This window comes from Cognatundibacterium squillarum, assembly GCF_014652435.1.
In the GTDB taxonomy this organism is placed as follows: domain Bacteria; phylum Pseudomonadota; class Gammaproteobacteria; order Burkholderiales; family Burkholderiaceae_D; genus Undibacterium; species Undibacterium squillarum.
Window position 1 is genome coordinate 187,807 of the sequence record NZ_BMYU01000004.1, and the last position, 18,594, is coordinate 206,400.

Genomic DNA, 18,594 nt, shown 5'->3' on the forward strand with positions numbered 1-18,594 from the left:
GATGATCACAGGTGACTTTATGAATGCTTTGTTTTCCCGCTTTTCTGTGACCGCTGTTCTGTTAGCAGGCGTCGTCACACCGCAGTCTGATGCAGCCAGCTTTCCGCGCCGTCAGATCAAACCCCAGCCTGTCGCTGCGGAACAGGCTCGTCAACTGATCGTGCATTACAAAAATGATGCACGCTTTGCACGCAGCGCCGCTGCACTGGCAGGCACGGCGCCGCAACTGGAAAGCCAGTTACAGCTGCGCTCGCAGCAAATCAACCGCTACGCTTCGGCAATGGGTGTGCGCTTCCAGCCTTTGCGCCAGATGAGTACAGGCGCATGGGTGTTCCGCGCTGACAAAGCCATGCGCGTACAGGATCTGCAGCAAATCAGCCGTCAGTTGCAAAGTAATGATCCGCAAATAGCCTACGCTGAACCGGATCGCATCCGCCGTATTTCCTACGTACCGACAGATCCGTATTTCTTCAGCGATCAGTGGGATCTGCAGGATACGCAGGTACAGAAAGGTGCGATGAATTTACCGAAAGCATGGGATCTGTCGTTTGGCAAAGATGTTGTGGTTGCCGTGGTGGACACCGGCTACCGTCCGCATCCTGACTTATTACCAAATCTGGTTCCGGCCCCCGGTGGTCAGGGTTATGGCTATAACTTTATTTCTGATCCGGCCACAGCCCGGGTCACTGTCGCCGATGGCGTGACCTCGGCGCGTGGTCCGAACGGTATCGATATGGGTGACTGGGTCGATGACTTCAGTTGCCGTGCATCAGACAGCAGCTGGCACGGCACCCACGTCGCAGGCACGATTGCCGCTGCCGCCAATGGTAAAGGCATCGTCGGCGTTGCACCACAAGCGAAAGTACTGCCGGTGCGTGTGCTGGGCAAATGCGGCGGTCAGACTTCAGACATTATCGACGGCGTTGCATGGGCTGCAGGTTTACCGGTGGAAGGTGTGCCAACGAATACCACACCGGCAAAAGTCATTAACCTTTCACTCGGCGGCATGGATTTATGCAGTAAAACCGAAGCCGCTGGTTTTATGGCCGCAAAACAAAAAGGTGCCGTGGTTGTCGTTGCCGCAGGTAATGAAGGTCGGAATGCACGCCTGTCCACACCTGCCAGCTGCCCCGGCGTAATTCCGGTTGCCTCTAACGGCATCGACGGCAGCCGTGCGTTTTATTCAAACTACGGCGGCCATGTGACTGTAACGGCACCGGGCGGCGGTCGCAGCAGCGATCAGGACTGGATTTTATCAACCCTGAATGCAGGCAGAACCAGTCCGGGTAATGAGGATTATTACGGCTACTATATCGGCACATCGATGGCGGCACCGCACGTCGCCGGCGTTGCCGCGCTGATGCTGGCAATCAATCCGGCGCTGACACCGGATCAGGTTCGTAATATTCTGATTAAGACCAGCCGTCAGGCACCAGCAAACTGCGTTGGTTGCGGTGCCGGACTTGTCGATGCGGCTGCTGCTGTCAGTGCTGCCAAGGGCAACTGAAACACCTGCCTTATTAATTTTATTCTTCAGACGCCACCGGCAACGGTGGCGTTTTTTATTCCTGTCTCGTTCTCACCCCATGTTCCTCAGGACTTACCGGAAGTGCATATCACTGCCAACGACAATTGATCATGGCGGCTGTTGTGATTATTCGTAAAGTCATCCAGCCTATTCAAATTCCTTCGTTATCGCTGAGGCAGTACAGAGTCAGAAAACAGGCGAAATGCGGTGTTCAGCACAGCAGTCCGGCGCTTGTCGGCAGAAAGTCCGGGCCTCCCGAAAACAGAAATGACGATTACCGCATAGTACGTACAACAGACTTGCCAAACCGCTGCTCACGACTCACAGCCATTGCACCCCGGACATACAGGCGATTCCCTTTCGGTACGAACTATGATTTCATCGACGAAATCCGAAGGTAACAACCCAAAAAGCACAGAGACCTATCCGTCCGAAAAAACAAAAACCCGCCATCCGGCGGGTTTTTGTTCATACTGCGTCAGCGACAGCTTAGTCAGCCTGTTTGCGCAGGAAGGCAGGAATATCGTAGGTTTCCATGCCGTTCTTTTCCAGCGCACGTACTGTGTCAGATGCGGACTCACGACGCCATACAGCAGGCTTGGTCAGACCTTCAAATGCAGGTACAGGATTGATCATGCCATTGTTAACCGGAACTGTTTTTTCAACAGGTACGGCAAGGAATGCTTCATTCGTAGTGCCGTCACGCAAAACTTTCGGCTGCACCAGCTGAATGCTCTTCTTACCGCGGCCAAGACCAGTCGCGACAACTGTCACGCGGATTTCATCGCCCATTGCATCGTCGTAGGCAATACCTTGCGCAATCGATGCGTCCGGTGCAGCAAATGCACGCACAGTCGCCATGACTTCTTTGATCTCTTTACCTTTGAGACCACGGCTGGCAGTCACATTGACCAGTACGCCGCGCGCACCGGATAGGTCAATACCGTCCAGCAATGGCGATGCAACAGCCTGCTCAGCAGCGATACGCGCACGATCCAGACCGGATGCAGTGGCAGTACCCATCATCGCTTTGCCCTGCTCGCCCATAATGGTTTTCACGTCATTGAAGTCGACGTTAATATGGCCAGGCACATTAATGATTTCAGCGATACCGGCAACGGCATTGTTCAGCACGTCATCGGCGTGCTGCAACCATTCGATCATGCTGTCGTCTTCGTAAATCTCTTCGAGCTTCTCATTCAGAATCACGATCAGAGAGTCAACGTGTTGTGTCAGCTCTTCCAGACCGGCTTCTGCCAGCTCCATGCATTTACCGCCTTCGTAAGAAAACGGTTTGGAAACCACCGCCACGGTCAGCGCGCCGAGTTCTTTTGCAACCTGCGCAACCACCGGTGCTGCACCGGTACCGGTACCGCCACCCATACCGGCAGCGATAAACACCATATGTGCACCGCGCAGCGCATCTTCGATACGGCTGCGTGAGTCTTCAGCCAGTTTGCGGCCAACATCCGGTTTCATACCGGCACCCAGACCGCTGTCGCCGATCTGAATCACGTTATGCGCTTTAGACGCCGCCAGCGCCTGCGCATCTGTATTTGCAGCAATGAACTCAACGCCGGAAACGCCTTTGTTGATCATGTGCTGAACCGCATTACCACCCGCGCCACCTACACCGACAACTTTAATGACAGTGCCCTGGGTCGCATTATCAACCATATCAAAATCCATCATGAATCCTCCTGGAAGGGCAGTTACCAGTCGCTAATGATCACTGGCGTCGAGACGACTAGCGACTAATAACTGCAGATCAGTTCATTATAAAATGCCTATACCAATTGTGGTACAAAATACTGCTTAAAAATTCCCCAAAAACCACTCTTTCATGCGCTGCCACACTGCTTTTGCAGATCCTTCCTGCCGCACAACAAGATGTCCCCGCAAATACTGCTTTTTCGCCTCAAGCAACAAGCCCAGAACCGTTGCATAACGCGGGCTGCGAACGACATCGGCGAGCTGGCCAGTGTAAGCCGGCATACCGAGACGGGTTGGCTTGAGGAATATATCTTCTGCCATTTCTATCATGCCCGGCATCGAGGATGAACCACCGGTCAGAACTACACCAGAAGACAGCACGTCTTCATAACCGGATTCACGCACAACCTGATGTACCAGCGCGAATAACTCTTCCACACGTGGCTCAATCACTGCAGCCAGAGACTGGCGCGATAAGGAACGCGGACCGCGATCTCCAAGTCCGGGCACCTCCAGCATATCTGCCGGATCGGCCAGCACTTGCTTTGCCACACCAAAGCGCACTTTGATTTCTTCCGCCTCAGACGATGGTGTACGCAATGCCATAGCGATGTCATTAGTTATCTGATCGCCGGCAATCGGAATCACAGCAGTATGACGAATCGCACCTTCACTGAAAATCGCGATATCTGTGGTGCCGCCACCGATATCAATCAGCACAACGCCGAGCTCTTTTTCATCACGTGTCAGTACGGCTTCTGCTGATGCCATAGGCTGCAAAATCAGATCAGACACTTCGAGACCACAACGACGCACACATTTCACAATGTTCTGTACAGCCGATACTGCGCCGGTCACGATGTGTACTTTGACCTCCAGACGAATGCCGCTCATACCGATCGGTTCACGAACATCATCCTGGCTGTCGACAATAAATTCCTGTGGCAATGTATGCAGCAATTGCTGATCCGTCGGAATATTTACGGCTTTCGCTGTCTCAATGACGCGAGAAACGTCAGCAGCAGTGACCTCTTTATCTTTGATCGCAACCATACCGCTGCTGTTAAAGCTGCGGATATGGCTGCCTGCAATACCTGTATAGACACGGGTAATCTTGCAGTCCGCCATCAGTTCTGCCTCTTCCAGCGCACGCTGTATGGACTCAACCGTGGATTCGATGTTGACCACAACGCCTTTTTTCAGGCCTTTGGATTCGTGCTGCCCCAGTCCGATGACTTCATGACGCCCGTCCGGCATGACCTCTGCCACCACGGCAACAATTTTTGAGGTCCCGATGTCCAGTCCAACAATCAGATTCTTCGCGTCTTTAGTCATGTCTTTCCACTAGCTTTTATCTGTTTTTTTGTCATCGCACTGTGCGATGAGCGAAGCGCCAGCCCGTTCGGGTAACGCATATCCACACTCTCTATGCTGTCTTGCAAACTGTTCACTAACTGCGGATATACAGCCATCAACCGGTCAACTCTTTGCCGTATTGTGTCTGCATCCTGCACGCGACCAAGTTCAACCTGCATTCCATTGTCAAGTTTAACGCTCCATGCATAACGATTGGAATAGCTGACAGCCACAGGAGACAAATGAATTTGCTGAAAACGGGATTTTAGTTCGGTATATTGCGCCAAAACCTCACGTTCACTGCCATCCGGTCCACTCAGCGACACCAAATCGGCGTCATCTTCTGCCTCCGCAAGGTTCGCGGTAAACACATCACCTTTCACAGAAATCAGTTTTCCCTGATCGCCCCACGTGCCCAGCACAACATGCTCTTCCAGCGTCACGCGCAATTTATTCGGCCATTCGCGCTGAACGCTGGCTTTACGCACCCAGGGTACGCTCTCAAACGCAGCACGCACAGCATCCAGATTCGCAGTAAAAAAGTTACCACGTATTTTCGGTATTGCAGTGTTACGGACCGTCAGCGCACTGACATGACGCAAACCCTGCTCACCCGTGGCTTCAACACGAATCGACTGCAGCGTAAATACCGGCCGCTGAATGACCCACCATACACCGGATGCAATCAGTACGGCCAGCACTGCGCCAAACAGCGCATTCGCAAGGTTATTAAGTAATCGGGCATCATGCCACATAGCCTGTCAACTCCGTACTACGTATTTTCCGAGCGGATTTTCAGGCGCGCAGTTCGCAGAATTTCAACGCATAAATCTTCATAACTCATACCTACCGCACGTGCTGCCATCGGTACCAGTGAATGACCAGTCATCCCGGGCGATGTATTAATCTCCAACAGGAATGGTTGCTGATCCGACTCGCGCAGAAGTACGTCAATCCGCGCCCAGCCTTCACAATCCAGCGAACGGTATGCTTGAACGACCATTTCCTGAATCGCTGCAGTCAGTTCATCGCTCAGCGGCGCAGGGCATAAATAGCGCGTATCGTCAGTGAAATACTTGTTCTGATAATCGTAATTACCTTCAGGCGCAACGATCTCAATGACTGGCAATGCCCGTGCATCCTTACCAGTACCCAGCACTGGCACGGTCAGCTCACGTCCGGAAATAAACTGTTCAGCCAGTACGACATCATCAAAGCGTGCAGCAAGCGAGTAAGCCTGCTGCATTTGTTCTTTCGACGTTACCTTCGTAATACCGATAGTCGATCCCTCATGCGGCGGCTTTGCAATCAGCGGCAAACCCAGATCATGTACCACCTGCCCGAGATCGCTGTCAGGTGTCAGCACCGCATAAGCGGGAGTGGAAATACCGTGTGTTTGCCAGATGCGCTTGGTAAAGATTTTATCCATCGCAATTGACGACGCCATGACACCGCTACCGGTATAGGGAATATTCAAATGCTCAAGAACGCCCTGAATCGCGCCATCCTCGCCGTAACGGCCATGCAACGCGATAAAAACGCGGTCAAATTTTTCACTGACCAGCTCTGCAATACTGCGTTCGGCAGGATCAAACGGGTGGGCGTCAACGCCCTTACTACGCAACGCATTCAGAACACCTGTGCCGGACATGATAGACACTTCGCGCTCTGCAGAGCGTCCGCCAAACAAAACACCGACTTTGCCAAAAGATGCTGGATCAAAAGCTGTCATGACTCTTCCTGTTAAACTTGTTTCGCCAGTTTTCCCGGCACTGCACTGATACTGCCAGCTCCCATTACGATCAGCACATCACCATCCTGTAATTGTCGCAACAATGCCTCAGGCATTTCCAGAATATCTTCCACAAACACCGGTTCTACTTTCCCTGCGACACGTAAAGCACGGGTCAGCGCACGCCCGTCGGCTGCAAGAATCGGTGCTTCACCAGCGGCATACACCTCTGCCAGCACCACTGCATCTGCGGCAGAAATGACGCGGACAAAATCTTCAAACAAATCGCGGGTACGTGTGTAGCGGTGCGGCTGAAACGCGAGTACCAGACGACGTCCGGGATAAGCACCACGAGCGGCAGCCAGTGTGGCTGCCATTTCTGCAGGGTGATGTCCGTAATCATCTACCAGCGTAAAACTGCCGCCTTCCGGCAGAGCAATATCGCCATAGCGAGTGAAGCGACGCCCCACGCCGTGAAACTCATTTAATGCAGTAGCAATGGCCTCGTCACTGACATCCAGTTCACGGGCGATAGCAATTGCGGCACATGCATTCTGTACATTATGCATACCCGGCTGATTCAGGCTGACCTCTAACGCGGGATAATCTTTCTGAATAACCGTAAACTCCATTTTTCCGGCAACCGCCCGCGCATTCACCGCTCTCACTTCTGCATCTTCATGAAAACCGTAAGTCACTACCGGCTTAGAAACTGAAGTCATAATTTCACGGACGTTGGCGTCATCAATACATAACACGGCAACGCCGTAGAAAGGCAAATGATTGGTGAAATCAATAAACGCCTGTTTCAATCGCGTCAGATCGTGGCCGTATGTTTCCATATGGTCAGCGTCGATATTGGTAATAACTTCAATGACCGGCAATAAATTCAGGAACGATGCATCAGACTCATCGGCTTCCACCACAATAAAATCACCGCTGCCAAGGCGTGCGTTTGCGCCCGCACTGTTAAGTCGACCACCGATCACAAAAGTCGGATCCAGTCCACCTTGCGCAAGAATGCTTGCAACGAGGCTGGTCGTGGTCGTTTTACCGTGCGTACCGGCAATCGCAATGCCGCTCTTCAGGCGCATCAATTCCGCCAGCATCATGGCACGCGGCACGACAGGAATATGCTTCGCACGTGCAGCGACGACTTCCGGGTTATCGGCTTTTACTGCAGTCGATGTAACCACCGCATCTGCATTACCTATATTTGCTTCATCATGGCCCGTATAAATTGTTGCACCAAGTTCAGCAAGGCGCTGGGAAGCAGCGTTACTGGACAAATCAGATCCTGAGATGGTGTAGCCGAGATTCAGAAGAACCTCTGCAATACCACTCATACCGGAACCTCCGATACCTACAAAATGAATATGTTTTACTTTATGCTTCATGCCAGTTCTTCCAGTATGCGGGCAATATTTTCACTTGCCTCACGCCGTCCCAGTGCATAGGCAGTTTCAGCCAGTTTGCAGCACTGTTCCCTGTTTAATTTTTGTATTGTCTTCGCCAGTGACTCAGGTGTTAACTCGGTTTGCGGCATATACAGCGCAGCCTGCTTTGCTGCCATCCACACCGCATTTTGCTTCTGGTGTGAAGTGCTCGATGCCATAAATGGCACCAGCAGGCTTGCGACACCAGCAGCTGTCAGTTCCGAAACGGTGATCGCCCCCGCCCTGCATATAACCAGATCAGTATTGGCGTAACGGACTGCCATATCATCAATAAAATCAACTACTTCAGCATCAACTCCTGAACGCTTGTAATTTTCTTGCAAAGATGCAATATGCTGCTTGCCGGATTGATGTGTCACATACGGACGCTGATCTTCGGGGATCATTGCAAGTGCCGCTGGAATCGTGTCGTTCAGCACTTTTGCACCCAGGCTTCCGCCTACCACCAGAATGCGTAGTTTTCCATATCGGCCTGCGTAACGCTGAGCCGGCGAAGGTAAGGTGCAAATCTCATTGCGAATCGGATTACCCGTCCAGACCATTTTTTCTTTTAAGACTGTATCCGGAGGCAGTCCGAACATCAGTCTGGAAGCAAACGGCAACAATGCGTGGTTGGACAATAAAAGCGCCGCGTCTGCATTCATCAGGACAACGGGTTTACGACGCAGCCAAGCAATTAAACCGCCTGGTACCGTGACGTATCCACCCATACCTATGACCACGTCCGGCTTACGCTTTCCTAAGATTTTCCAGCAACTGTTAAGACTACGCATCAACTTCCATGCGCCAGTCAAAGTATGTTTTAAGCCTTTTCCGCGCATCCCGGTAAAGTCAAGCTGGTCGAGAGCAATTCCACGCTTAGGTACAATATCAGACTCCATCCCTGCGCTGGTTCCAAGCCAACTCACTTCCCAGCCACGCGCCGACATCATCTCAGCAATGGCAAGCCCAGGAAAAATATGACCGCCGGTTCCGGCTGCCATAATCAGCAGTCGCTTCTTACCGGTACTCATGTTCGCCCTCCACGCATCTTGACGCGGTTCTCGTAATCAATTCGCAGCAGTATCGCAAGCCCTACACAATTAATCATGACACCGGAACCACCATAGCTCATCAGCGGTAAAGTCAAGCCCTTTGTCGGCAACAAGCCAAGATTTACGCCCATATTGATAAAGGTCTGGACGCCTATCCACAAGCCGATTCCTTTGGCTGTCAGGCCGGCAAATGTCTGGTCAAGAGCAATTGCCTGACGTCCGATTTCAAAGGCACGTTTAACAAGAAAATAAAATAATAAAATTACCGTCAGCACACCGGCAAATCCCAGCTCCTCACCAATTACCGCCAACAGAAAATCGGTATGCGCCTCAGGCAGGTAGTGAAGCTTTTCCACGCTGGCACCAAGGCCAACACCAAACAATTCCCCGCGACCAAAGGCTATCAGAGAGTGCGTCAACTGATACGCTTTACCGAGAGCATGATCTTCGTCAAACGGACTCAGGTAAGCGAAAATCCGCTCTCTGCGCCAGGGAGACAATAAAATAACCATGGTAAAGATACCTACCAGTGTGGCAGCAATCCCGCCAAACCAAACGCCGTTAATACCCCCGAGGAACAGGATACCCATAGCAATACAAACAATCACGCCAAAGGCACCGAGATCCGGCTCCAGCAGCAACAGCAAACCAACCAGACCAACTGCTGCCAGCATTGGCAGGAATCCTTTAGTCAGCTTGTGCATATACTGCTGCTTACGAACAGTGTAATCAGCAGCATACAGAACCATAAACAACTTCATCAGTTCTGATGGCTGCAAATTAATAACTTTCAGCGAAATCCAGCGTTTTGCACCATTTACTCCCTTACCGACATACGGAATCAGCACCATCACAAGCAATATCAGCGTTGCGACAAACAGGTAGGGGGCGATTTTTTGCCAGGTTTCAATACGTACCCGAAATGCAAACGCTGCTCCAGCTATAGACAACAGTACAAACAGTGCCTGGCGAACCAGAAAATGCGTATTTTTATAATTTGCATACTTCGGTGAATCAGGCAATGCGATGGAAGCTGAATACACCATCACCATGCCAAACAACATCAGGATCAGCGTTACCCAAACCAACGGTTCATCGTAGGTCATCATCCTTGAGCGGTTAACGAGCTGCGTTTGCGGCTCAGGTGCCGCAAACGGTAATAACCTCTGAAGAGACTGACGCCACTCCATCAGCACACCTCCCCGCGTTCCAGAGCAAACTCACGTACAGCATCAGCAAATACTTGCGCCCTGTGAGCATAATTGCGGAACATATCCAGACTTGCGCATGCAGGTGACAACAGCACAACATCCCCTTCCTGAGCGATTTCCGCGGCACGGACCACCGCTTGCTCAAGTGAAGGACAATCGACTAAAGGAACTTCTGCATCCTGTAATGCATAACGAAGTTCTGCAGCATCTTTCCCAATCAGCATCACTGCTTTTGCGTATCTGGTGACAGGCTGCAGTAAAGGATTAAACGACTGGCCTTTACCATCACCACCGGCAATTAATACGATACGTCCGGCACGCCCCTGTTGTCCCAGTCCACTTAATGCTGCAACCGTCGCCCCGACATTTGTACCTTTACTGTCGTCGATGAAGTCGATTCCGGCAACGGTGGCAATTAGCTCAACGCGGTGTGGCTCACCTTTGTACTCACGCAGGCCATGCAGCAAAGGTGCTAATGGCAATCCAATCGCTCTGCATAAAGCAAGTGCCGCCATCGCGTTTGCCAAATTATGCTGACCCCGAATCTGCAACGCATCACCAGGCATCAGTCGCGAAATCAGATACGGAATTTCAACCGGATCTTTTTTGCGTCTTCTGGTAGGCATCGCTTCGTCTTCTGACGGCGTTGCCAATACCATCCAGTGCATATCATGCTCGCTGAGTAAACCAAAATCACCGGCACGCTCAGGCAAATTTAAACCGAAACTGACATGGACAGATCCCGGACGCGCCATTGCCATGACGTTTGCATCGTCCCGGTTCAGTACCTTTACTGTGTTGTCGCTGAAAATACGTGACTTGTCCCGGCAATACGCGTCTAGTGACCCGTGCCAGTCGAGATGGTCCTGGGAAATATTCAGCACAGTTGCAGCATCTGCTTGCAAAGTCGAGGCTGTATGCAGCTGAAAGCTGGACAGTTCGAGTACCCAGACTTCGGGCAAATCCTGATTTGTCTGGCATTGCAAAAGCACATCCAGCATAGAAGGACTGATATTTCCAGCGATCCGGGTTTTCAGGCCAGCTCTCTGACAAAGTAAGCCGGTTAAACTGGTTACTGTGGTTTTTCCATTGGTTCCGGTAATTGCTATTACTTTCGGACTGTATTGCTCAGTCTCTTTCAGGGTACGCAATGCATACGCAAACAGCTCGACCTCACCCCAGACAGGAATATTCTTTTCAGAGGCAGCAGATAAAATTTCTTTGAGATCACCGTCTGGCGACAAACCAGGACTAACAAAAATGAAATCTGCGTCGTTCGCCAGCGCAGCACCGAAATTTCCGGCTACAAATCGGATGTCGCCCCCCAATGCAGTCAAGGCATCAAGTCGTGCGGGAGCTTCGCGTGTATCTGCAACGGTAATTTTTCCAGACGTGGTCTGATGCAGCCAGCGCACCATGGCAAGCCCGGACTCACCGAGCCCGAGGATAAGTAATTTTTTATCCGCAAACATTCTTGATGCCCGATCAGCGTAATTTCAATGTGGACAATCCAACCAATACCAGCAGTATCGTCACGATCCAAAATCGGACGACTACCTGCGTCTCTTTCCAGCCCTTCTTTTCAAAGTGATGATGCAGCGGAGCCATTAGAAATAAGCGACGCCCTTCGCCATAGCGCTTTTTTGTATATTTAAAATAGGAAACCTGCAAAATAATGGAGACAGTTTCTGCAACAAATACACCGCCCATAATGAAAAGAACAATTTCCTGACGTACGATTACTGCAATTGTTCCTAACGCACCACCTAATGCTAAAGCTCCGACATCTCCCATAAACACTTGTGCAGGATGTGCGTTAAACCATAAAAATGCCAATCCGGCTCCGGCCATCGCACCGCAGAAAATCAGAATTTCGCCAGCACCTGGAATATAAGGAATCAACAGATATTTCGAATAGATCGAATGCCCTGTAAAGTAAGCAAACAGTCCAAGGGCTCCACCCACCATGATCGTCGGCATGATCGCAAGGCCATCGAGCCCATCAGTAAAGTTAACCGCATTCGAGCTGCCGACGATGACACAATATGTCAGGATAATGAATCCCCATACTCCAAGCGGATAGCTGACTGTTTTAAAAAATGGCACGATCAGATCTGCTTTCGGCGGAAGATACATACTAAAACCTGATTGCGCCCAGTCGTAAATTAAGGGCAGAATTTTCTCTCCCGTCGGTGCCGAGACTGAAAATGCCAGATAAAACGCAGCAGCAATTCCAATCAGAGATTGCCAGAAATATTTCTCCCTCGAACGCATTCCCTCCGGGTCTTTGTAAACCACTTTCCGATAATCATCGACCCAACCGATCGCTCCGTAACCCAGCGTTACCACAAGCACTACCCACACAAAGCGATTACTTAAGTCGGCCCAAAGTAAGGTCGCTATTCCAATAGAAATCAGGATCAGTACGCCACCCATCGTCGGTGTGCCACTTTTTACCAGGTGTGTTTCCATTCCATAGCTACGTACTGCTTGCCCGACTTTCAAACGGGTCAACATACGAATCACCGCCGGACCTGCAAACAACCCGATTGCAAGCGCGGTCATGGTCGCAAAAACCGCCCGGAAAGTGATAAAACCGAACACCCTTAAAAAACCGATATCCGATTTAAAATATTCTGCCAACCAAAGCAACATGCCCTTATTTCCTGTATGTTTTTATCGTTATTTAAATCAAATTCGTATTATGCGGTCAGCAAATACTGAACGACTCGCTCCATTTTCATAAAGCGGGACCCTTTAACAAGTACAGTCATTCCGTTTTGTATATTCGCGTCAAGTGCAGCTTGTAGTTCATTCAGCGATGAAAAAGACCGCGCATCCTCACCAAAACCCTCAGCGGTATGCTTTACCAGATCTCCCAGCAGAAACACGCGCTTGATACCTGCCTCACGCGCATACTGACCGACCTCAAAATGGAAGGCATCACCTTTATCCCCCACTTCACCCATATCTCCTAAAATCAGCAGACTGTCAGGATAATGTCGCAAAACGTCTATTGCGGCGCGCACTGAGTCTGGATTTGCGTTATACGTGTCGTCAATCACAGTTAAACCGCCGCCAGACAAATGCGTTTGCAGCCGTCCTTTTACCGGAGAAAACAAGGCAAGCCCCTCTGCAATTTGCGTCAGAGTCAATCCGGCTGCTAAGCAACATGCTGCTGCAGCCATGGCATTTCGCACGTTGTGAACACCACTTGCATTTAATTTGAAGGATGCACATCCACCGAATGCGCGCAGTTCAATCATATTTCCGGATTGAACCGGCTCATATTTCGCAGTAACAGTTGCATCATCACTGAAGCCAAATGAAATCACTTTCTTTGCGCCCGCCAATTCGCGCCACAAAGGCGAAAATATGTCATCTGCAGGAAAAATAGCTGTTCCGCTTGACGGCAGACTACTGATTACTGAGCCATTTTCCCGTGCTACGGCCTCAACCGTGTGCATAAATTCCTGGTGTTCCCGCTGGGCATTGTTGACTAATGCGATATTCGGCTCAGCAGCGATCGCAAGTTGAGCGATTTCTCCGGGATGATTCATTCCCATTTCAATTACTGCTGCTGCATGAGACGCATTCAATTGCATCACCGTCAGTGGAACGCCAATCTCATTATTCAAATTCCCGGACGTCGCAAGTCTGTTGGCCTCGCCAAAATTGCTCGCAAGTACGGATGCAATCATTTCTTTAACTGTCGTTTTTCCATTACTTCCAGTAACACCAATGACAGGCAGCACAAACTGACGACGCCAGAAGCCGGCTATTTTTGCCAGAGCCATCCGGGTATCAGGCACTTGCAATGCGGGAGCAGTCCAATCTGCAGGCAACGTATCGGCAACGACGGCTGCAGCGCCCTGATCTATCGCCTGCTGTAAGAAGTGATGACCGTCAAACTGCTCCCCACGTATCGCGACAAATAATTGTCCTGCCTGAACGTTTCGGCTGTCGGTCGTCACACCTGTGAAGTTGACATCTCCGATACAGGTAGCGTCAGTAATTTCTGTCGCCAGTGCCAGTAAATTTCCTGCGATCATGCGTTCCTCTTCATACTGGTTGCGACTGTTGCTAATGCCAGTGATGCATGCTCCTGATCCGAAAACGGCCATTTTTTTCCGTTAATATCCTGGTAGGTTTCATGCCCCTTCCCTGCAAGCAAAATCACATCTTTATCCTGTGCATGCTTGATCGCATACAGAATGGCACTTGCGCGGTCTTCAATTACATGCGGCTGAACGGACATCCCAGCCAAAATATCGTGAATAATCGATGACGGACTTTCTGTCCGGGGATTGTCACTGGTTACAACTACCTGATGTGCTTTCTGGGAAATTCGCCCCATTTGCGGCCGTTTTCCGGGATCACGATCGCCTCCGCATCCGAATAAACACCAGAGTTTTCCTTGTCGCTCATCTGCAATTGGCAACAATGAGTCAATTGTTTTTTCCAGCGCATCAGGAGTATGCGCATAGTCAATGATAACCATTGCATGTCCAGCCGTGCCAAGTAACTGCATTCGACCGGGAACCGGCGTCAGTTTTTCGATAATGGAAACTACCTTGACGAAACTGTGTCCGTTTCCAAGCAAAACAGCCATGACAGCCAGTACATTACTGACATTGAAGCGTCCGACCAACTGAGTCCGCACCAGAGCGTTACCAAACGGCGACTCCAGATGAAAGCTGGTTCCACTGTGTCCGGTCTTTAAGTGTGTAGCACGCAGCAATGGAAAGTCCGACTCAGCAGGGCCATCCACTGAATATCCGATTAACGACAAGTCCGGTCGCTTGTCTCTTAATGTTTTTGAGAATTCAACACCATAAACGTCATCCACATTCAAAACGGCCAGGCGCAATTCCTTGGTTTCGAAAAGGCTGCGTTTGGCGTCAGCATATGCATCCATCGTACCGTGATAATCCAGATGATCACGGGTCAGGTTGGTAAACACGGCAGTACTGATATCGAGACCACCCAGGCGCCCCTGATGAATTCCAATCGATGACGCTTCTATTGCAAGCGCCTTTGCTCCGGCATGCTTCAGCATATTCAAAGAACGTTGCAACTGAATGGCATCAGGTGTAGTGAAGCCTGTTTCCTGCATTTCACTTAATTGTCCATGACTCCAGATGCCATTACCCAATGTACCAATTACGGCGCAGTCCGTTTTCAGCATTGACATTGCCTTTGCGATCCATTGCGTAGTTGACGTCTTGCCATTGGTTCCGGTAACTGCCACAACAGTCATTTCGGAATCCGGGATTTCATACCAACAGGCAGCTATTTTTCCGCAAACTTTGTCTAGACTGGCGATCTGAATCACAGGAACAGAACTGATAACAGCAGTAGCCTCAGTATTTTCCTCCTGTACAATTGCCGCAGCACCGTTCTCAATCGCCTGTTGAATATAATTTCGTCCGTCTCCGGCATGCGTTTTCATAGCGAAGAAAATATCGCCAGAGCAAATTTTTCTGGAATCCGCCGTTAAATCAGCCTCTGGTGCAATAGCTCTTAACTTTGAAATCAAATCTTCTATACGCAAATCAGAATGGATCATCACATACTCTCCTGAACTGCATTTGTGTCCGGAATAATGCTGGTGACTGAAGAGTCAGGCGTTACATTCAGTGAACGCAAAACATTTGCTGTAATTGCGGCAAATACCGGTGCAGCCACGACGCCACCGTAATGCCCACCTACCGTTGGCTCATCAATCATTACCGCGACAATAACGCGAGGCTTAGAAACTGGTGCAAATCCGACAAAGTCCGCTACATACTTATTTACATAGCGCCCGCCCTCAAGCTTATGCGCTGTCCCGGTTTTTCCTGCAACGCGATAGCCCGGAATACGTGCCTGAGTTGCAGTGCCGCCGGGTTGAGTCACAGATTCCATCATCAGGCGCATTTGCTGAGCGGTTTTATCTGAAATAACACGCTGCCCTTTAACGAGGTGATCTGTTTTTTCAAACGTGACAGGGATCAAATCACCATCACGGGCAAAAATCGTGTACGCACGCGCCATTTGTATCAGTGATACGGAAATACCATGCCCGTAACTCATAGTCGCCTGTTCAATCGGACGCCAGTTTTTGTAATTTCGCAATCTCCCTGCAACCGCACCTGGAAATCCGAGTTTCGGTTGCTGACCAAATCCGACCGTCGTATACAACTCCCACATTTCTTTCGGCGACATTTGTAGTGCCATCTTTGCAGTGCCGATATTCGATGATTTCTGAATGACTTGCGCCACTGTAAGTGCCCCCTCTTTATGGGCATCATGGATTACAGCAGGTCCGATTGTCATAATGCCTGGCGCAGTTTGAAATACGGTATCAGGCGTAACACGCCCGGTTTCCAGCGCCCAGGCAACTGAAATCGGCTTCATCGTCGAACCTGGCTCAAACGTGTCTGTGAGAACCCGGTTACGTAATTGCGCACCGGTAAGCCCGCCACGTTCGTTCGGGTTATAAGTCGGTAAGTTCACCAGTGCCAGCACTTCACCAGTTTGCGCATCAATGACAACTGCACCACCGGCTTTTGCTTTATGTTTCTCTACAGCTTCTTTTAAATGGGTATACGCGATGTACTGAATTTTGCTGTCGATCGAAAGCGTCAGATCTTTGCCATTATGCGGCTCTCTGATTGCCCGGATATCTTCAACAATTCGCCCCAGACGATCTTTAATTACGCGGCGGCTGCCATTCTTCCCGGCGAGATTTTTTTCTGCGCCAAGCTCCATGCCTTCCTGACCAATATCTTCGACATTCGTAAAGCCAACGACGTGGGCCATCACCTCACCTTCGGGGTAATAGCGCTTGTACTCCTTGCGAGTATCCACACCAGGAATACCCAGTGCCATAATCTTGTCTGCCGTATCGATTTCAACTTGACGTTTCAGATAGACAAATGTCTTATCAGAGTTAAGTTTTTTCGCAAGATCAGCATCAGAAATACCAAGCAACGACGCGAGTTGGCGAAGCTTCTCTTTGGGCGTGTCCTGCACATCTTCAGGGATTGCCCAGATCGCCTTTACCGGAATTGATGAAGCAAGCACCTGACCATTCCGGTCAGTAATCTTTCCGCGAGTTGCGGGAAGCTCCATTGTTCTCGCATAACGGTTTTCACCTTGCTTTTGTAAAAAGTCGGTACTTTTCACCTGCAAAAACAACGCGCGTGAAATTAATGCAATGAAAGCGATAAACAGGAAAAACAAAACCAGTCGTGAACGCCAGGATGGCAACTTCACCTCAAGAACCGGACTGGAGGAATAAGCAACGCCACGTGACGCCGCTTTTCGCGAAACTGCGCCTTGTCGCTTCATTTGATTTCCGCCGCTTTCAGGAACTGCGTACGATCCGGTGTTACCGGTACCATATTCAGCTCGGTACGCGCGACAGACTCAATACGGGATGTTTTCCCGTAAATTGATTGATCTAATCGCAACTGCGTCCATTCTGTTTCGTATTGCTTGCTCAAGCCCTGCTCGCGCTCCAGCTCAAAAAAGAGCCGACGAGCCTGATACTGGGAGTTAATCAGCAATAAAGCGCAAACGATCAGTGACAAACCAAGAGCGATATTAATCTTTGTCATCTCAGTTCCCCCTGCGTTCGCTCCGAAATGCGCAAAATGGCTGAGCGTGCACGCGGATTTGCCGACACTTCAGCATCCGAAGGCTTAATACGCTCAATCAGCTTCAATGGCGGCTGTGGCAGATCAATCGCGCGAATAGGTAACCGGCGATCCGGCTGAATCACGGTGGAATTTGAAGCAAAAAACTGCTTGACGATGCGGTCTTCCAGCGAATGAAAACTGATGATCGAAAATCTACCCTCATGACCAAGCAATGTCAGACCGGAAGTTAGTCCGGTTTTGAGATCTTCGAGCTCCTGATTGATGTAAATCCGTATAGCCTGAAAGGTACGGGTTGCAGGGTCCTTACCCTTCTCGCGAGTTTTGACGGCGTTTGCAACGATTTGTGCCAGCTGCCTGGTTCTGGTAATGGGCTCGACCTGGCGGCAAGCAATAATCGCCTTTGCAATCTGAAAAGCAAACCGTTCTTCCCCATATTCCTTAATTACCTCCCTGATTTTTTCTTCGCTTTCAGTTGCCAGCCAATCCGCTGCTGAAATACCACGCGTAGTGTCCATCCGCATGTCAAGCGGACCATCTGATCTGAAACTAAACCCTCTTCCCGCATCATCGACTTGCGGCGAAGAAATTCCGAGATCCAGCAAAATGCCGTCCACACGAGTGATTCCAAGTTCACTCAGCGAAGAATGTACCGAAGCAAAACTGTCATGAATAATTGTAAATCTCGGATCCTGAATCTGATTTGCACAGGCGATTGCCTGTGGATCCTTATCAAACGCGATCAGGCGTCCTCGATCGGATAACTGATTGAGGATAAGGCGACTATGACCGCCGCGTCCGAAGGTTCCATCGATATAAGTGCCGTGAATTCGGTCACCAGTCAGATTAAGACCATCAACCGCTGCATCCAGCAAAACGGTCTTATGTGCGAATTCTGTCGCTTGCTGATTCATCATTGG

15 protein-coding genes are annotated in these 18,594 nt (G+C 50.3%); 1 reads left to right on the forward strand and 14 read right to left on the reverse strand.

Going from position 1 to position 18,594, the window contains the following annotated elements:
* The first annotated feature begins 19 nt into the window (after positions 1 to 19).
* Positions 20 to 1,507 carry a S8 family peptidase gene (locus IE092_RS09930; protein ID WP_189357016.1) on the forward strand — a complete coding sequence of 496 codons (1,488 nt, stop codon included), beginning with the start codon at positions 20 to 22 and terminating at the stop codon, positions 1,505 to 1,507.
* Positions 1,508 to 2,017: 510 nt separating this feature from the next.
* Here the strand turns inward: IE092_RS09930 and ftsZ are convergent.
* The 14 genes from ftsZ to rsmH all read right to left on the reverse strand — a co-directional run bounded on the left by ftsZ (position 2,018) and on the right by rsmH (position 18,591).
* Entirely contained in the window at positions 2,018 to 3,217 is a 1,200-nt protein-coding gene (gene ftsZ / locus IE092_RS09935; RefSeq protein ID WP_189357223.1) for a cell division protein FtsZ, read from the reverse strand.
* A gap of 126 nt (positions 3,218 to 3,343) precedes the next feature.
* Positions 3,344 to 4,576 (reverse strand): cell division protein FtsA, encoded by a 1,233-nt coding sequence (ftsA, locus tag IE092_RS09940; protein WP_189357017.1) that lies wholly within the window; start codon positions 4,574 to 4,576, stop codon positions 3,344 to 3,346.
* A complete protein-coding gene (locus IE092_RS09945; protein WP_189357018.1) occupies positions 4,573 to 5,352 on the reverse strand; it encodes a cell division protein FtsQ/DivIB in 780 nt (259 codons plus the stop codon). The genes ftsA and IE092_RS09945 overlap by 4 nt, the downstream gene beginning before the upstream one ends.
* A gap of 17 nt (positions 5,353 to 5,369) precedes the next feature.
* Positions 5,370 to 6,329, reverse strand: a complete 960-nt coding sequence (locus IE092_RS09950; RefSeq protein WP_189357019.1) for a D-alanine--D-alanine ligase — start codon at positions 6,327 to 6,329, stop codon at positions 5,370 to 5,372.
* An 11-nt stretch (positions 6,330 to 6,340) separates the two neighbouring features.
* The gene (gene murC / locus IE092_RS09955; protein WP_189357020.1) at positions 6,341 to 7,726 is read right to left on the reverse strand and encodes a UDP-N-acetylmuramate--L-alanine ligase; all 1,386 of its coding nucleotides are present in this window, start codon (positions 7,724 to 7,726) and stop codon (positions 6,341 to 6,343) included.
* A complete protein-coding gene (gene murG, locus IE092_RS09960) occupies positions 7,723 to 8,799 on the reverse strand; it encodes an undecaprenyldiphospho-muramoylpentapeptide beta-N-acetylglucosaminyltransferase (protein ID WP_189357021.1) in 1,077 nt (358 codons plus the stop codon). The genes murC and murG overlap by 4 nt, the downstream gene beginning before the upstream one ends.
* Positions 8,796 to 9,929, reverse strand: a complete 1,134-nt coding sequence (ftsW, locus tag IE092_RS09965; RefSeq protein WP_229793136.1) for a putative lipid II flippase FtsW — start codon at positions 9,927 to 9,929, stop codon at positions 8,796 to 8,798. The genes murG and ftsW overlap by 4 nt, the downstream gene beginning before the upstream one ends.
* A gap of 80 nt (positions 9,930 to 10,009) precedes the next feature.
* On the reverse strand, positions 10,010 to 11,503 hold the full coding sequence (murD, locus tag IE092_RS09970) for a UDP-N-acetylmuramoyl-L-alanine--D-glutamate ligase (protein WP_189357023.1): 1,494 nt from the start codon (positions 11,501 to 11,503) through the stop codon (positions 10,010 to 10,012).
* A 13-nt stretch (positions 11,504 to 11,516) separates the two neighbouring features.
* Positions 11,517 to 12,686: a phospho-N-acetylmuramoyl-pentapeptide-transferase gene (gene mraY, locus IE092_RS09975; RefSeq protein ID WP_189357024.1), complete on the reverse strand. Its 1,170-nt coding sequence runs from the start codon at positions 12,684 to 12,686 to the stop codon at positions 11,517 to 11,519.
* Between the two features lie 47 nt (positions 12,687 to 12,733).
* Positions 12,734 to 14,083, reverse strand: coding sequence for a UDP-N-acetylmuramoyl-tripeptide--D-alanyl-D-alanine ligase (locus IE092_RS09980; protein ID WP_189357025.1), 1,350 nt, complete (start codon positions 14,081 to 14,083; stop codon positions 12,734 to 12,736).
* Entirely contained in the window at positions 14,080 to 15,600 is a 1,521-nt protein-coding gene (locus tag IE092_RS09985) for a UDP-N-acetylmuramoyl-L-alanyl-D-glutamate--2,6-diaminopimelate ligase (protein ID WP_189357026.1), read from the reverse strand. Before IE092_RS09985 ends, IE092_RS09980 begins: the two co-directional genes overlap by 4 nt.
* Positions 15,600 to 17,366, reverse strand: a complete 1,767-nt coding sequence (locus tag IE092_RS09990) for a peptidoglycan D,D-transpeptidase FtsI family protein (RefSeq protein ID WP_189357027.1) — start codon at positions 17,364 to 17,366, stop codon at positions 15,600 to 15,602. Before IE092_RS09990 ends, IE092_RS09985 begins: the two co-directional genes overlap by 1 nt.
* Positions 17,363 to 17,635 (reverse strand): cell division protein FtsL, encoded by a 273-nt coding sequence (gene ftsL, locus IE092_RS09995; RefSeq protein WP_189357028.1) that lies wholly within the window; start codon positions 17,633 to 17,635, stop codon positions 17,363 to 17,365. Before ftsL ends, IE092_RS09990 begins: the two co-directional genes overlap by 4 nt.
* Positions 17,632 to 18,591, reverse strand: a complete 960-nt coding sequence (rsmH, locus tag IE092_RS10000; protein ID WP_373295329.1) for a 16S rRNA (cytosine(1402)-N(4))-methyltransferase RsmH — start codon at positions 18,589 to 18,591, stop codon at positions 17,632 to 17,634. The genes ftsL and rsmH overlap by 4 nt, the downstream gene beginning before the upstream one ends.
* Positions 18,592 to 18,594 lie beyond the last annotated feature (3 nt).

What these genes read in the sequence shown, in the direction of transcription:
- IE092_RS09930 (WP_189357016.1), top strand. Translation starts at nt 20, where the DNA reads ATGAATGCTTTGTTTTCCCGCTTTTCTGTGACCGCTGTTCTGTTAGCA.
- ftsZ (WP_189357223.1), bottom strand. Translation starts at nt 3,217, where the DNA reads ATGGATTTTGATATGGTTGATAATGCGACCCAGGGCACTGTCATTAAA.
- ftsA (WP_189357017.1), bottom strand. Translation starts at nt 4,576, where the DNA reads ATGACTAAAGACGCGAAGAATCTGATTGTTGGACTGGACATCGGGACC.
- IE092_RS09945 (WP_189357018.1), bottom strand. Translation starts at nt 5,352, where the DNA reads ATGTGGCATGATGCCCGATTACTTAATAACCTTGCGAATGCGCTGTTT.
- IE092_RS09950 (WP_189357019.1), bottom strand. Translation starts at nt 6,329, where the DNA reads ATGACAGCTTTTGATCCAGCATCTTTTGGCAAAGTCGGTGTTTTGTTT.
- murC (WP_189357020.1), bottom strand. Translation starts at nt 7,726, where the DNA reads ATGAAGCATAAAGTAAAACATATTCATTTTGTAGGTATCGGAGGTTCC.
- murG (WP_189357021.1), bottom strand. Translation starts at nt 8,799, where the DNA reads ATGAGTACCGGTAAGAAGCGACTGCTGATTATGGCAGCCGGAACCGGC.
- ftsW (WP_229793136.1), bottom strand. Translation starts at nt 9,929, where the DNA reads ATGATGACCTACGATGAACCGTTGGTTTGGGTAACGCTGATCCTGATG.
- murD (WP_189357023.1), bottom strand. Translation starts at nt 11,503, where the DNA reads ATGTTTGCGGATAAAAAATTACTTATCCTCGGGCTCGGTGAGTCCGGG.
- mraY (WP_189357024.1), bottom strand. Translation starts at nt 12,686, where the DNA reads ATGTTGCTTTGGTTGGCAGAATATTTTAAATCGGATATCGGTTTTTTA.
- IE092_RS09980 (WP_189357025.1), bottom strand. Translation starts at nt 14,083, where the DNA reads ATGATCGCAGGAAATTTACTGGCACTGGCGACAGAAATTACTGACGCT.
- IE092_RS09985 (WP_189357026.1), bottom strand. Translation starts at nt 15,600, where the DNA reads ATGATCCATTCTGATTTGCGTATAGAAGATTTGATTTCAAAGTTAAGA.
- IE092_RS09990 (WP_189357027.1), bottom strand. Translation starts at nt 17,366, where the DNA reads ATGAAGCGACAAGGCGCAGTTTCGCGAAAAGCGGCGTCACGTGGCGTT.
- ftsL (WP_189357028.1), bottom strand. Translation starts at nt 17,635, where the DNA reads ATGACAAAGATTAATATCGCTCTTGGTTTGTCACTGATCGTTTGCGCT.
- rsmH (WP_373295329.1), bottom strand. Translation starts at nt 18,591, where the DNA reads ATGATGAATCAGCAAGCGACAGAATTCGCACATAAGACCGTTTTGCTG.